At 66.9% G+C, this 14,689-nt stretch carries 12 protein-coding genes; 8 read left to right on the top strand and 4 right to left on the bottom strand.

The features are described from left to right. Window positions 1-107: 107 nt before the first annotated feature. Window positions 108-1,574: a DNA-3-methyladenine glycosylase 2 family protein gene (locus HF690_RS05775; protein ID WP_168608779.1), complete on the top strand. Its 1,467-nt coding sequence runs from the start codon at window positions 108-110 to the stop codon at window positions 1,572-1,574. Window positions 1,575-1,579: 5 nt separating this feature from the next. After that, a complete protein-coding gene (locus HF690_RS05770; protein WP_168608778.1) occupies window positions 1,580-2,068 on the top strand; it encodes a methylated-DNA--[protein]-cysteine S-methyltransferase in 489 nt (162 codons plus the stop codon). 3 nt (window positions 2,069-2,071) lie between these two features. Here HF690_RS05770 and HF690_RS05765 read toward each other — a convergent pair whose 3' ends face one another. The 3 genes from HF690_RS05765 to HF690_RS05755 all read right to left on the bottom strand — a co-directional run bounded on the left by HF690_RS05765 (window position 2,072) and on the right by HF690_RS05755 (window position 6,286). After that, on the bottom strand, window positions 2,072-2,767 hold the full coding sequence (locus HF690_RS05765; protein WP_168608777.1) for a DUF4124 domain-containing protein: 696 nt from the start codon (window positions 2,765-2,767) through the stop codon (window positions 2,072-2,074). Window positions 2,768-2,807: 40 nt separating this feature from the next. Then, the gene (locus HF690_RS05760; RefSeq protein ID WP_113064226.1) at window positions 2,808-3,752 is read right to left on the bottom strand and encodes a DegV family protein; all 945 of its coding nucleotides are present in this window, start codon (window positions 3,750-3,752) and stop codon (window positions 2,808-2,810) included. Between the two features lie 119 nt (window positions 3,753-3,871). Beyond that, window positions 3,872-6,286, bottom strand: a complete 2,415-nt coding sequence (locus HF690_RS05755; RefSeq protein WP_168608776.1) for an acyl-CoA dehydrogenase — start codon at window positions 6,284-6,286, stop codon at window positions 3,872-3,874. Window positions 6,287-6,525: 239 nt separating this feature from the next. Here HF690_RS05755 and HF690_RS05750 point away from each other — a divergent pair, with 239 nt between their 5' ends. The 4 genes from HF690_RS05750 to HF690_RS05735 all read left to right on the top strand — a co-directional run bounded on the left by HF690_RS05750 (window position 6,526) and on the right by HF690_RS05735 (window position 11,125). Further along, window positions 6,526-7,329 (top strand): AMP nucleosidase, encoded by an 804-nt coding sequence (locus tag HF690_RS05750; protein WP_113064556.1) that lies wholly within the window; start codon window positions 6,526-6,528, stop codon window positions 7,327-7,329. Window positions 7,330-7,825: 496 nt separating this feature from the next. Further along, window positions 7,826-9,568: a PKD domain-containing protein gene (locus HF690_RS05745; protein WP_240151601.1), complete on the top strand. Its 1,743-nt coding sequence runs from the start codon at window positions 7,826-7,828 to the stop codon at window positions 9,566-9,568. 116 nt (window positions 9,569-9,684) lie between these two features. Continuing rightward, on the top strand, window positions 9,685-10,245 hold the full coding sequence (locus tag HF690_RS05740) for a GNAT family N-acetyltransferase (protein ID WP_168608775.1): 561 nt from the start codon (window positions 9,685-9,687) through the stop codon (window positions 10,243-10,245). 112 nt (window positions 10,246-10,357) lie between these two features. Then, window positions 10,358-11,125: a glucose 1-dehydrogenase gene (locus HF690_RS05735; RefSeq protein ID WP_168608774.1), complete on the top strand. Its 768-nt coding sequence runs from the start codon at window positions 10,358-10,360 to the stop codon at window positions 11,123-11,125. Between the two features lie 45 nt (window positions 11,126-11,170). Here the strand turns inward: HF690_RS05735 and HF690_RS05730 are convergent, their stop codons facing one another. Continuing rightward, complete coding sequence (locus HF690_RS05730) at window positions 11,171-12,517, bottom strand: DEAD/DEAH box helicase (protein WP_168608773.1); 1,347 nt, start codon at window positions 12,515-12,517, stop codon at window positions 11,171-11,173. Between the two features lie 360 nt (window positions 12,518-12,877). Here HF690_RS05730 and HF690_RS05725 point away from each other — a divergent pair, with 360 nt between their 5' ends. Both HF690_RS05725 and HF690_RS05720 read left to right on the top strand, forming a co-directional pair. Continuing rightward, window positions 12,878-13,924 carry an NADP-dependent oxidoreductase gene (locus HF690_RS05725; RefSeq protein ID WP_168608772.1) on the top strand — a complete coding sequence of 349 codons (1,047 nt, stop codon included), beginning with the start codon at window positions 12,878-12,880 and terminating at the stop codon, window positions 13,922-13,924. Between the two features lie 45 nt (window positions 13,925-13,969). Then, window positions 13,970-14,644 (top strand): type 1 glutamine amidotransferase domain-containing protein, encoded by a 675-nt coding sequence (locus HF690_RS05720; protein WP_168608771.1) that lies wholly within the window; start codon window positions 13,970-13,972, stop codon window positions 14,642-14,644. Window positions 14,645-14,689: the final 45 nt, after the last annotated feature.

The raw sequence follows: 14,689 nt of genomic DNA, 5'->3' as shown, positions 1-14,689 counted from the left end.
AGCAAGGCCGGAGCGGGTCAAACAGTGGCTTGAGCTGCTCCGGCCCCACCATGCATACATGGCCGAAAATGGCTGGTTTAGTCTTTCGTCGGCGCTAAGCTTGGCGCATGACTTCCGTGGCCGATCCACTGCAGCTTCCCGAGCACCAGGTATGCGAACAGGCACGTCTGAGTCGCGACGCGCGCTTCGACGGCCTGTTCTTCACCGCCGTGCGCTCGACCGGGATCTACTGCCGTCCGGTCTGTCCTGCGCCCGCGCCGAAACCGCAGCACGTCACCTACTACGCCACGGCCGCGGCGGCCGCGGCGGCCGGTTATCGACCGTGTCTGCGCTGTCGGCCCGAACTGGCGCCGGGCGCGTGGGCGTGGCGCAGCGGCAACGAACTGGTGGCCGGCGCGTTGCGCATGATCGAGGACGGATTGCTCGATCATGCGCCGGTGGCCGTGCTGGCCGAACGGACCGGCTTGAGCGAACGCCATCTGCGCCGTCTGTTCGCCGACACGCTGGGTGCGAGCCCGCTGCAGGTGGCGGCGACACGGCGCCTGCTGTTCGCACGCAAACTGCTGGACGAGACCGCCTTGCCGATCACGCAGATTGCGCTGGGTGCGGGCTACGGAAGCGTGCGTCGCTTCAATGCGGCGTTCCTCGACAGCTTTGGCGTGCCGCCGCGCGAGATGCGCCGTCGCCGCGTCACGACCGACGCACCGGGTGTGCGACTGCGGTTGGGGTATCGACCGCCCTACGACTTTTCCGCGATGCTCGATTTCCTCGCCGCCCGCGCCATGCCGGGCATCGAGCGCGTCACCGATGATGCATACGAACGCGTGTTCCGGATGCGCGGCGAAGCGGGGCGACTGCGCGTGCAGGCACTGGCTGGTGAGTCGGCGTTGCAGTTGCATGTCGAGCATCCGCGAACGGATGTGCTGACCGACGTCGTGGCCCGCGTCCGGCGTCTGTTCGACCTGGACGCCGAGCCGCAGGCCATCGCCCAGGGGCTGTCCGGCGACCCGCTGCTGAGGCGTCTGCTGCGGCGGCATCCGGGCATCCGCGTGCCGGGCGGCTGGGACGGCTTCGAGATCGCGGTGCGCGCGGTGCTGGGTCAGCAGGTCAGTGTCGCTGCGGCGCGCACGCTGGCTTCGCGCATCGTCGAGCGCTGGGGCGATGCGCTTTCTCTGAGCACGCCGGACGGTACTCCATTGCATGCCTTCCCGACGCCGGGTGCGCTGGCCGATGCCGAACTGGAGGACGTCGGCGTGATGGGGCAGCGCGCACGCACGATCCGCGCGATGGCCGCGGCCGTCGCCGCCAGTGAGGTCGATTTCCGTCCCGAACGCGGTCTCGATGCCTTTGTGTCGATGTGGACCGCCTTGCCCGGCATCGGTCCGTGGACTGCGCACTACATCGCCCTGCGCGCGCTCGGTCATCCGGATGCCTTCCCGGCCGCCGACCTGATCCTGCGCCGACGCGCCGGGGCGGGTCGAACGCTTTCGACCCGAGAACTGGAAACGCGCAGCGCGGCCTGGCGGCCGTGGCGCGCCTACGCCACGCTGTTGCTGTGGCGCTGCGAGGAGTGACGACCATGTTCTACCAGGACCGCCTCGACACGCCGATCGGCGTGCTCACCCTGATTGCCGACGAGGACGGCGCGCTGGTGCGCGTGAATCTTCCGCAGTCGCGCAAGCCGCCGCCGGACCTCGGGCCGGTGCATGAGGATCGCGCACGGCTGGCGCCGATCTGTGCGCAATTCGCCGCCTATTTCGCCGGCGAGCGTTTCGATTTCGACCTGCCGACGCGTCCGCACGGCACACCGTTCCAGCGCGAGGTCTGGGAGGGGCTGCTCGATATCGGCTACGGACGCACGGCGAGTTACGCTGAGCTGGCCCGAAGCATCGGTCGGCCGCGCGCCGTGCGCGCCGTGGGCGCGGCCAATGGCGCCAATCCGCTTTCTATCATCGTGCCCTGCCATCGCGTGATTGGCGCGGACGGCAGCCTCACCGGCTACGGTGGCGGCATGGAAGCCAAGCAATGGCTGCTCGAGCACGAACGGCGCTGCATGCGCGCCGCGTGAGGGTCAGCGATTGCAGCCGACCATGTCCTTGCGCAGCGCCGCGGCCTGCCGTTCCAGCGGCGGACGGTCGCTGCGAAAAGCCTTCCGGATCTTGTCCTCGACCTCGTCGAGCTGGCCGCGGAGTGTGAGGCAGATTTCGTACGGACTCATCGGCCGACAGCGATCCTGCACCCAGGTGTAGTGTCCGGAGACCAGCCCCTTCGTGATGCGTCCACGCGCCAGTTGCGGGTCGGACGCCGCGCGCCGGGCGGCGTTCTTGCCACCGTAGGTATTGGCCAGCGGCAGCTGGAATGCACCGAGCATGCCCAGCGGCGCCAGGTAGGCGTTGGGATGGCCATTGCGGCTGACGTACACCTTGCCGTCGGTGGCGCGCACGCAACTGTAGAGCTGCGGAATCGTGACCGGGGCAGGCTCCGGTCTGGGCGCCGGCGCGATACGTGCCGGTGGCGGCTCGGGCGGTGCGCTAGGCGGTGCTGCCGGGGGATGGCTCACTGGCGGTGGCGCGGGCATGTCCAGCGTCTGTTGCTTGCTGGCTTTTGTGCACGGCGTGTCCTGATAGCTGACCTGGCCGTTGCGGTCGGTGCACTTGTAGATCGTGTCGGCCGCGGCCGGTGCGCTGATCAGCAGCGACAGAAGCAGGAGCGGAAGGCCGCGCCGGAGCGCGGCTCGCCGTGCATATGCGGAAAGATGCCGGGCCATGGCCGGATTGTAACCGCACGCGCATGAAGCGCGCGTGCGCTCAGAACTCGGGTTCGTAGGGTTCGCAGGCGAAGCCCGCGCACAGGCCGCCCTGACCGGTGTTGGCCATGCCGGTGATGCTCATCGGGCATTCCATCAGGCCGATGCCGTGGTCGGCGCAGGTCTGACGCAGCGCGTCGTAGCCGGGCAGGTCGCGCATCACGTCGAGATCGCCGCCGTAGCTGAGCGTCACGGTCGGCACCATCAGGCCGTGTCGGATGCGTTCCTCGATGTGCTTGAACAGGGTTTCCGCGGCGGCCTCGAAACCGCGAACCTTGGTCATCGGCTCGGTATTGCCGCGCCAGCCGCGCAGGATCGGCTTGATGTCCAGCGCCGAGCCCAGGGTGGCCCCGAACAGTCCGATGCTGCGGTCGCCGCGCCTGCGCGCGCGCTGACGCAGGTAGTTGAGGTCGCGGGGAATCAGGAAGCCGTGCGAGTTCTGCGCGACCTGTTCCAGTCGTTCGCGCATTTGTCCCGGACTCTGCTCGGTTTCCAGCAGACGCACCGCTTCGATGACCGGGATTGCCGAGCCGGCGAACAGCGTCTGCGTATCGATCACGCGCATCAGGAACGGGCCGGTCACACCGGCTTCCTGGCGGACCGGACGGTAGTTCTTCAGGATCGAGAAGCTGGCTTTGCTGACCTGTTCGTGCACCGGACTGCGCGTGGCGGTGATGGTGAAGCAGAACACGCAGTCGTAGTCGATCACCAGCCGTTCCATGAACAGCTGCATGACTTCCTCGGCGGAATAGGGGGTGGTCTCGGCGGCATGGCTTCGACTGCCCATGCCCGAGTCCAGAAAGCGCTGGGTTTCGACCGGATCGTGCTGGTCGGCGAAGGTTTCGCCTTCCACGTTGACGAAGATCGGCAGCACCGTGATGTTGTTCTTCTGCACAAATTCCAGTGGCAGATCGCACGTCGCATCCATGACCAGACCGATACGCATAGAAACCCTCCCAAAAGTCGTACGCATGGCTGACGGTGTGAAACCTATCACGTAATCAGCCCTTTCAGTGCAAGCTACGTTGCGCTAACAAAAATGGTTGCAACCGATGTCGAACGTCTTCAGCGCAGGGATTTGTAGGTATCGGCATCGAAGGCGTCGACCTGTACGACTTCGTTGCGCGCCTCGCGCGCCTCGTCGAGCAGTTCGTATTCCTCGTTGCTGATGACGCCGGCCTGCAGCGCGAGGTCGTCGAGCATATAGCCCGGCGCGCGTTCGAGCTTGCCCGCGCGCACAGCATCGCGCATCTTGGTCTCGACCGGAATGGCGCGCACGGCCTTGTCCAGCGCGGCTTCGAGCATGCCCAGCCCGGGTTCGTCGCCCTGCGGCACGAAAATGTCCTCGGTCAGGTGGATGCGCGCTTCGCGGTCTTCCAGGATGGTGCGCGCCACGCGCCGGCCGAGTCCGTCGGACGGCGGGCGGAAGCGGGCGCCAAGCGGGAACACCACGATGCGCGCCAGCCACGAGGCGGCGCGGTTGGGCAGGTTCTCCATCACGCCGCGCAGCGCTTCCTGGGTGCGGTACAGCGCGGTCGCGGCGCTCCAGCGGGCGAGGTCGTAGTTGCTGGCGATCTTCGGCTCGTCGAGGTAGCGCTTCATCGCGGCGGCGGCCATGTACTGCCAGGCCAGCGCATCGGCGAGGCGGCCGGAGATCTTCTCGCGCCGCTTCAGCGTGCCGCCCAGTGTCGCCATCGACAGGTCGGAGACAAAGGCGAACGCGGCCGAGAATCGCGACAGGTGCTGGAAGAAGCGCTTCAGATCGCCGTTCGGGGCGCTGGCCAGGCGACTGCCGGTCAGCGCCAGTGCGAAGGCGCGCATGGCGCGGGTGCAGACGAAGTTGACGTAGCCGAACAGGGCCTTGTCCAGCTTGGCCTCGTCCTTCTCCTCCACCGCGCCGATCAGCTTCTGCACGAACGGGTGGCAGCGGATCGCGCCCTGGCCGTAGATGATCATCGAGCGGGTGAGGATGTTCGCGCCTTCGACGGTGATGCCGACCGGGATCGCCATCCACATGCGCGAGAGCACGTTGCGCGGGCCACGCTGGATGGCGGCGCCGGCACGGATGTCCATGGCGTCGGCGACCACTTCGCGCATGCCCTCGGTCAGGTAGGCCTTGGCGATAGAGCCGAGCACGGCGGGGCGTTCGCCGGCGTCCAGCGCGCCGCAGGTGAGGGTGCGCGTGGCGCTCATCACGTAGGTCATGCCGGCGATGCGGGCCAGCGGTTCCTCGATGCCCTCGAAGCGGCCGATGGGGGTGTCGAACTGCTCACGCACCGTGGCGTAGGCGCCGCAGATGCGCGTGGCCATCTGCGCCGCGCCGATCGACAGCGCCGGCAGCGAAATGGAGCGACCGGCGGCCAGCGACTCCATCAGCATGCGCCAGCCGTGGCCGATCTGCTCGCGGCCGCCGATGATGGCGTCCAGCGGCACGAACACGTCGGTGCCGACGGTGGGGCCGTTGTTGAAGGGCACACCCATCGGGTCGTGGTGGCGGCCGATCTCGATGCCGGGTAGGTCGCGCGGAATCAGCGCGCAGGTGATGCCCAGGTCCTCGGCGCCGCCGAGCAGGCCGTGCGGGTCCTTCAGGCGGAAGGCCAGGCCGATCAGCGTCGCCACCGGGGCCAGCGTGATGTAGCGCTTGTCCCAGGTCAGGCGCATGCCCAGCACTTCCTCGCCCTCGTACATGCCGCGCTCGACGATGCCGGTCGACTGCGTGGCGGCGGCGTCGGAACCGGCTTCAGGACCGGTCAGGGCGAAGCAGGGCACTTCGCGGCCATCGGCCAGGCGCGGCAGATAGCGCTGCTTCTGTTCGTCGGTGCCGTAGTGCAGCAGCAGTTCGCCGGGGCCGAGCGAATTGGGCACCATCACGGTCACTGCGGCGGCGATGGAGCGGCTGGCGATGCGCGTGACCACGCGCGAATGGCCGATTTCGGAGAAGCCCAGGCCGCCGTATTCCTCCGGGATGACCATGCCGAAGAAGCGTTCGCGCTTGAGGTAGTCCCAGACCGCCTCGGGCATTTTGCGGTCCTGTTCGATCTGCCAGTCGTCGAGCATGCGGCACAGGGTCTCGACCTGGTTGTCCATGAATGCCTGCTCGCGCTTGCTCAGTGGCTGGCAGCGGAAGTGCTGCAGGCGATTCCAGTTGGGCATGCCGGAGAAGATCTCCGCGTCCCACCACACCGTGCCGGCCTCCAGTGCGATGCGTTCGGTCTCGCCGATGCGCGGCAGCGCGCGGCCCATCAGCGGCATCAGCGATTTCGCGAACAGTGCGCGCCGCAGCGGTGCGAAGCCGGTGATCAGCGCCAGCGCCACGGCCAGCAGCAACAGCAGGCCAAACAGCGCGGGTGAGGCCACGCCGTGCACCAGCCAGGTCAGGAACAACACGGTCAGGGCGGCGGTCCAGCTCTGCCAGCCGCGGCCGCCGATGGCGAAGGCGAACAGCACGAGCACGGCGATGAGGATTCCTGCAAGCAGCATGGGGCGACTCCTTATCCGCGACGCCCCCATTCTGACGGTCTACGCGCGTGACTGCCAAAACATCTTTCGCGTGCCGGTGCGTTGCGGTTCATGTCCGCGGGGCGTGTCGCCGGTGCCGGCACCGATTCATGCCTGAGCGCGTACAATAGGCGGGATAACCGAAATGTGTGTTTCCTGCCGGCGTGGCGTCGCCGGCGCTGCGCGTCGCATGCCGCGGCGCGCCCGATGCGAGAATCTGCGTGAAAGACAAGAATGAAATCGTCGCCAACTGGCTGCCGCGCTATACCGGCACCGAACTGGGCGACTTCGGCGACCATATCCTGCTGACCAATTTCGGCCATTACCTGGAACTTTTCGCCCAGTGGCACGGCGTGGAGATCCGCGGCGCGGATCGTCCGATGCCCAACGCAACCGCCGACGGCATCACCATGATCAACTACGGCATGGGTAGCCCCAACGCCGCCACGGTGATGGATCTGCTGTCGGCGATCTCGCCGCAGGCAGTGCTGTTCCTGGGCAAGTGCGGTGGCGTGAAGAAGAAGAACAAGATTGGCGACCTGGTGCTGCCGATCGCGGCCATCCGCGGTGAGGGCACGTCCAACGACTACCTGCCGCCGGAAGTGCCGGCGATGCCGGCGTTCCAGCTGCAGCGCGGTGTGTCGACCATGATTCGCGACCTCGGCCACGACTACTGGACCGGCACGGTGTACACCACCAACCGTCGCGTCTGGGAGCACGACGAGAGCTTCAAACGCTACCTGCGCCAGACCCGCTGCATGGCGGTGGACATGGAAACCGCAACCATCTTCGCCGCGGGCTTCGCCAATGGCATTCCCTCCGGCGCGCTGCTGCTGGTGTCTGACCAGCCGATGATTCCCGAGGGCGTGAAGACCGAGGCCAGCGACCGCAAGGTCACCGAGAACTACGTCGAGGCGCACATCAAGGTGGGCATCGAGGCGTTGAAGTTGGTGCGCCGGCACGGTCGCAGTGTGAAGCATCTGCGCTTCGAGGAAGATCTCGAGATCGATCCCGACGAGGATTGACCCCGCGGGCACGCGCGGCGCTCCGGGAGGCGCTCGGGGTGTCGCGCAGCGTGCCCTTTTTTCTGTGTTTTTTGGACAACGTTGTCAATCGATTGGTGCGTGTGCTTGCCAGCGCGCGCAACGCAACGCTGTGCTTCGGCTGGTTTGCATGTTGGTGTGCCCGGTATGCGTGCAGTTGTTATGCAGGCAATGATTGTTCTTCTGTGGTTCACCGGATTTCGGCGTGCGGACGGTGATCGACATGGTCTTCGATAGAGGTCTGTCCGCCACGAAAACGTGAACTGCGTCACATCATTCGAGGCTTCTTCAGTCTTGCTGGACAAGTTTGTAGACAACGTTGTCATCCGGTTGCTATCACAACCGGCATGACCGCATCAGAACGGTCGCCCGCACGGACGCGGACGGCGACTGTCCCCACCGATCACCCGGACGTGGTCGGTCGATCGCCAGGCAGCAAGGCCAACACATGCGATTCCCGAATGAGGAGGAGACAGAGATGATGCAGACACAGCAATGGAAGAGATGGGCGCACCTGACCCTGGGTGCGTTGGGCAGCGTGGTCGGCGGAAGCATCGCCACGCTGATGCTTGCCGTCGTGCCGGTGCGCGCGGTGCATGCGCAGACGGCCACCGCCTGCGCCGCGCCGTGGAGCGCGACGACCGCCTACAACGGCGGCGACGTCGCCAGCGAGAACGGCGTCAACTACCTGGCCAACTGGTGGACGCAGGGCGATGACCCGGCCACGAACAACGGCCCTGGCGGCTCCGGGCAGCCGTGGACGTCGCAGGGTGCCTGCGGTTCGTCGGGTTCCGGCGGCGGCACGGGCAGCGGAAGCTGCGCGGCGACGTGGAGCGCCTCGACCGCGTACAACGGCGGCGATGTGGCCAGCGAGAATGGCGTCAACTATGTGGCCAACTGGTGGACGCAGGGCGACGACCCCGCCACGAACAACGGCCCGAACGGTTCCGGTCAGCCGTGGACGTCGCAGGGAAGCTGTAGCGGTAGCAGCGGCGGCGGCAACAATCCGCCGACGGCGAATTTCTCCGATGCGATCAGCGGCCTCAGTGTCAGCTTCACCGATGCCTCCAGCGACAGCGACGGCTCCATTGCCTCGCGCGCCTGGAACTTCGGCGATGGCGGGACTTCGACTGCGACCAACCCCAGCCATACCTACGCCGCGGGCGGCACCTACACCGTGACCCTGACCGTGACCGATAATGGCGGCGCGACGGACACCAAGAGCGCGTCCGTGACCGTGTCGAGCGGTAGCGGCGGCGGCGGTACGCCGGCGGGCTTCATCTTCAGCCCGTACAAGGACATCACCGTCAATCTGAATTGGAACACCAACGTGATGTCGACCAAGGTCACCGGCTCGCTGATCCCGGTGGTCGGCAGCGGTAGCCTGATCTCGGACTACGAGCCGAATCTCGGCGCGATCACCCTGGCCTTCGCCACCGGCACCTGCGGCAGCGAGAACTGGGGCGGCGTGCCGGGAGCGGACTTCGCCAGCGCCAACGTTTCGGCGCTGGACAGCGCGGGCGTGGACTACATCGTCTCCACCGGCGGCCAAGCAGGCACCTTCAGCTGCTCCGATCCGTCGTCGATGGTGCAGTTCATCCAGCGCTACTACTCGCCGCACATGGTCGGCGTCGACTTCGACATCGAGGGCGGCCAGACCGCATCGCAGCTCAACGCGCTGGTGCAGCAGGTGGCTTATGCCGAGACGCAGTACCCGAACCTGCGCTTCTCGTTCACGCTGGCCACGCTGGCCGCGTCGGACGGCAGCTACGGCGGCCTGAACTCGCTGGGCGACACGGTGATGCAGGCGATCCAGAGCAACAGTCTGCAGCACTACACCATCAACCTGATGGTGATGGACTACGGCTCGGCGGGTTCGAACATCTGCGTGGTCGTCAATGGCGCCTGCGACATGGGCCAGTCGGCGATCCAGGCGGCCAAGAACCTCGAACACACCTACGGGGTGCCGGCCAGCCAGATCGAGCTGACGCCGATGATCGGCCTCAATGACAACACGTCCGAAGTGTTTACGACGGGCAACGTCGACACCGTGGCCAACTACGCCAAGAGTGCGGGCCTGGCCGGCGTGCACTACTGGTCGCTGGACCGCGATACGCCGTGTGCGAGCAATAGCGGCTACGCGTCGCCGACCTGCAACTCGGTCTCCGGCACCACGTCGCTGGAGTACACCAACCGCTTCCTTCAGGACTTCGGTCTGTAAGGCAGGCCACGGAAGGCATGAACGGACCGGGCCTCGTGCCCGGTCCGTTTCGTTTCGGGCATCCGAAAGCCGGGCGGGCTGTGTATCCTTCCGCTCCACGTCGACGGAGAATGTCCATGTACCCGCTGCCGGACCTGCGCACCGCGCGCACGCACATCCGCCTGCCGCGCGAGGACGATGCAGAGCGCCTGCTGGCCTATCGTCTCGGCAATCGTGCACATCTGGCGCCATGGGAGCCGGAGCGCGACGAGGGCTATTTTTCGCTGGAAGGCTGCGAACGCGCCATTGCCGAACAGATCGCGGCGGCGCATGCCGATCGCGCCTATCCGCTGTTGGCGCTGGACCCGGACGAGCGTGCGGTGGTTGCCTCGTTCACGTTCTCCAACGTGGCGCGCGGCATCTTTCAGGCCTGTCATCTGGGCTACGGGGTCGCCGCGGAACAGCAGGGCAAGGGCGTGATGTTCGAAGTCCTGCAGGCGGGCCTGTCTTGGGCATTCGAGGATCTGCGCATGCATCGCGTGATGGCCAACTACATGCCCGAGAACCAGCGCAGCGAGCGCCTGCTGCAGCGACTGGGCTTCGAACGAGAAGGCTACGCGCGCAGCTATCTGAAGATCGCTGGTGCCTGGCGCGACCACGTGTTGACCGCGCTGCTGCATCCCGACGCGCGCGGCTGAAGCTGGGCGGGTTCGCCCGTCCGCGGGCCTGTGCCATGCTGATCGGCAATGCGTCGCGACGGGATCATGTCCGCCGCGGCGTCCGGCAACGGCAAGCAGAAAAGGGATGCGCATGAGCAAGACGGAATCGTTCGATCTGCACGGCAAGGTCGCCCTGGTCACGGGTGCTTCGCGCGGTATCGGTGAGGCAACAGCCCGGCAGCTGGCGCGTTGGGGCGCGCGGGTCGTGGTCAGTAGCCGCAAGCAGGACGCCTGCGAGAAGGTGGCCGAAGCGATCCGTGCCGAGGGCGGCGCGGCCGAGGCGCTGGCCATGCATATGGGCGACACCGATGCCATCGAGGCCGGATTTGCCGCGCTCGACGCGCGCGATGCCGCGCCGGATATCCTGGTCAACAATGCCGCCGCCAATCCGTACTACGGGCCGCTGACGGAGCAGGATCTGGACAGTTTCCAGAAGACGCTCGACGTCAATGTGCGCGGCTACTTCTGGACCACGGCGCAGGCCGTGCAGCGCATGCAGGCCAAGGGTGGCGGTGCGGTCGTCAATGTCGCATCGATCAACGCGCGTCGGCCCGCGCCGGGGCAGGGCGCGTATTCGATGAGCAAGGCGGCCATCGTGTCGATGACGGAGAGCTTTGCGCGCGAACTCGGTCCGCAGGGCATCCGCGTCAACGCGGTGCTGCCCGGTTTGACCGACACCCGCTTCGCCTCGGCCCTGCTGGACGACGAGAAGCTGATGCGCTTCCTGCGCGCGCAGATTCCGCTGGGGCGTGCCGCGCAGCCGCAGGAGATCGCCGCGGCGATCGCGTTCCTGTGCACGCCGGCGGCGAGCTACGTCAACGGTGCGAGCTGGGTGCTCGACGGCGGGTTTCTGGCCTGACGACCAGGATGCGGGACGCTCCGACGAGCGTCCCGCGTGCCGTGTTCAGGCGTTCGGCGAGCGTCGCGTACGCGAACCGCCACGCCGGCGGCGCTTGGCCTGCGCCTGTGCTTGTGCCTGAGTGCTGCCGCCGGACTTGCGCTCCTGCGTGTGCGGACGGCGCTGGTGCGAGGACTTGTTGCCGTTCGGACGCTGGCGCTGGCCGCCCTGACGCGGCTTCGGCGCGCCGGCGTCCATGCGTAGCGGCTGTGACGGCTCGAAGCCCTCCATCGGCGCGATGTCGATCTCGTCCTTCAGCAGCTTCTTGATGTCGCGCAGCAGTCCCGATTCCTCGTGACTGACCAGCGAAACCGCCAGTCCGCTGGCGCCGGCGCGGCCAGTGCGGCCGATGCGGTGCACGTAGTCCTCGGCGACCATCGGCAGGTCGTGGTTGATGACCATCGGCAGCTGCTCGATGTCCAGGCCGCGCGCGGCGATATCCGTTGCCACCAGCACGTCCACCTTGCCTTTCTTGAAGTCGCCCAGGGCGCGGGTGCGCTGGTTCTGGCTCTTGTTGCCGTGGATCGCCGCGCTGCGCATTCCCGACTGGTTGAGGAATTTGCACAGCTTGTCCGAGCCGTGCTTGGTGCGCGCGAAGACCAGGGTCTGGCGGCGGCTGTCTTCGGCCAGAATATGCAGCAGCAGGTCGCGCTTGCGCTCGGCATCGACCGGATGCACGCGGTGGCTGACCGTGGCGACCACGGTGTTGGCGCGCGCCACTTCGACTTCCTTCGGGTTGTGCATGAACTGCGACGCCAAAGCCTTGATGGCGGGCGCGAAGGTGGCCGAGAACAGCAGCGTCTGGCGCTGCTGCGGCATGGCCGAGATCACGCGCTTGAGCGCCGGCAGGAAGCCCATGTCGAGCATGCGGTCGGCTTCGTCCAGCACCAGGATCTCGATGCCGGACAGGTCGATGTGCCGCTGCTGCATGTGGTCGATCAGGCGGCCCGGCGTGGCGATCACGATGTCCACGCCGCGGCGCAGATTCTGGATCTGGTTGCCCATGCCGACGCCGCCGAAGATGGTCGTGCTGTAGACGGTCAGGAACTTGCTGTAGTCGCGCACGGAATCGTGCACCTGCGCGGCCAGTTCGCGGGTCGGTGTCAGCACCAGCGCGCGCGGCTTGCGCGGACGGCCCGATGTCGGACGCTGCCCGTTCGGGAACAGCCGTTCCAGCATGGGCAGAGAGAAGCCGGCGGTCTTGCCCGTGCCGGTTTGCGCGCTGGCCAGCAGATCATGGCCCTCCAGCACCACCGGAATGGCGGCGGCCTGGATCGGCGTGGGCTCGTTGTAGCCCTGATCGGCAAGCGCGCGCAGCAACGCGGGCGAAAGCCCGAGAGATTCGAAATGCATGAAAGCTCCACCTGTGAAGACAGGTTTGACGACTCGGAGCGTTCCCGATGAACCGCGCTGCGAGTGGGGAATATGGCGGATGCACGCCGTGATGGCGGACTGCCCGGTCAATGCGAAGGACGCCGAGTGGCGTGGGCCGGGCTGCACAGCGGGGCTGGCGGCCGCGGGGATCCGTAGGGAAGTCGACGATCCGACCCGCAAGACACGGCGGAGGATATAGCAAAACCTCCGAATAGACCATGTTTTTCTTTTTCATTCAGAAGTTTCGGCTGAACGGCCCGGCACGGGGGTGTTGAATTCGCGTGCATCCGACAGCATCCATGAGGGCCTGCATTCGCCGATCACCCAGGACACTTCTCGATGCCTCAGACTTCCGATCAGAACCGCCGCTTCGTGCTGGCCTCGCGCCCCGAGGGCGCGCCGGTGCCGGACAACTTCCGCCTGGAGACCGACGCGGTGCCCGAGCCGGGCGACGGCGAGGTGCTGCTGCGTACAGTGTTCCTGTCGCTGGACCCATACATGCGCGGCCGCATGAGCGATGCGCCCTCGTACGCCGCGCCGGTGGAAGTTGGCGGGCTGATGGTCGGCGGCACGGTGTGCCGGGTGGCGAAGTCCAGGCATCCCGACTACGCCGAAGGCGACTGGGTGCTGGCCTACAGCGGCTGGCAGGACTACGCGCTGTCCGACGGCAAGGGCCTGTTCAAGCTCGACCCGCAGCGCGCGCCGCCGTCGTGGGCGCTGGGCATCCTCGGCATGCCGGGCTTCACCGCCTATATGGGGCTGACCGATATCGGCCAGCCCAAGGCTGGCGAGACCGTGGTGGTGGCCGCTGCATCCGGCGCGGTCGGGTCGGTGGTGGGGCAGGTCGCCAAGCTGCTCGGCTGTCGTGTGGTCGGTATCGCCGGCGGCAAGGAAAAATGCGACTACGTCACCGACACGCTGGGCTTCGACGCCTGCATCGATCACCGTCAGGCGGACATGGCCGAGCAGCTGAAGACCGCGTGTCCGGACGGTATCGACGTCTATTTCGAGAACGTCGGCGGCAAGGTCTTCGACGCCGTGCTGCCGCTGCTCAACAGCAAGGCGCGCATTCCGCTGTGCGGCCTGATCGCCAGCTACAACGCCACCGAGCTGCCGCCCGGACCGGATCGTCTGCCGCTGCTCACCGGCACGCTGCTGAAGAAGCGCATCCGCATGCAGGGCTTCATCATCTTCGACGACTACGGCGACCGCTACGGCGAATTCCTCGCCGCCATGCAGCCGTGGCTGGCGGCCGGCAAGTTGCATTACCGCGAAGACATTGTCGACGGCCTTGAGCGCGCACCCGAAGCCTTCATCGGCATGCTCGAAGGCGCCAACTTCGGCAAGTTGGCGGTGCGCGTCGGTCCCGACGACGCGACGGCCTGAGCGGCACGAATCCCCCTTTTCCCGCATCAAGCAAGGAGTTCATCCATGAAGATCCTGATGGTTCTGACATCCCACGACCGCCTCGGTGACACCGGCAAGAAGACCGGTTTCTGGCTGGAGGAGTTCGCCGCGCCGTACTACGCGTTCAAGGACGCCGGTGTCGACATCACGCTGGCGTCGCCGGCCGGCGGCCAGCCGCCGCTTGATCCCGGCAGCGACGCCGAGGATGCGCAGAGCGACGACACCCGCCGCTTCAAGGCCGACGCCGAGGCGCAGCAGGCGCTGGCCAACACACGCAAACTGGTTGACCTCGACGCCAGCGAGTACGACGCGGTGTTCTATCCGGGCGGGCACGGTCCGCTGTGGGATCTGGCCGAGGACCAAGCGTCCATCGACCTCATCGAGACTTTCTGGCGCGCCGGCAAGCCGGTCGGCGCGGTCTGCCACGCACCGGGCGTGCTGCGTCATGTGCATGACGGCGACAAGCCGCTGGTCGACGGCCGCCGCGTGACCGGCTTCAGCAACAGCGAGGAAGCGGCGGTCGGCCTGACCGACATCGTGCCGTTCCTGGTCGAGGACGAGCTGGCGCGTCTGGGCGGCAAGTACGCCAAGGGCGACGACTGGTCCAGTTTCGTGCAGGTCGACGGACGACTCGTCACCGGACAGAATCCGGCGTCCTCGGTGGCCAGCGCCGAGGCGCTGCTGAAGCTGCTCGCCTGAAGCCGGGGCGGCGACATCGGCCCGGGGCCTGCTAGAATGCAGTAT

Origin of the sequence: Oleiagrimonas citrea, assembly GCF_012395255.1 — a bacterium.
Taxonomy (GTDB): domain Bacteria; phylum Pseudomonadota; class Gammaproteobacteria; order Xanthomonadales; family Rhodanobacteraceae; genus Oleiagrimonas; species Oleiagrimonas citrea.
This window is presented reverse-complemented; position numbering and strand designations above follow the sequence as displayed.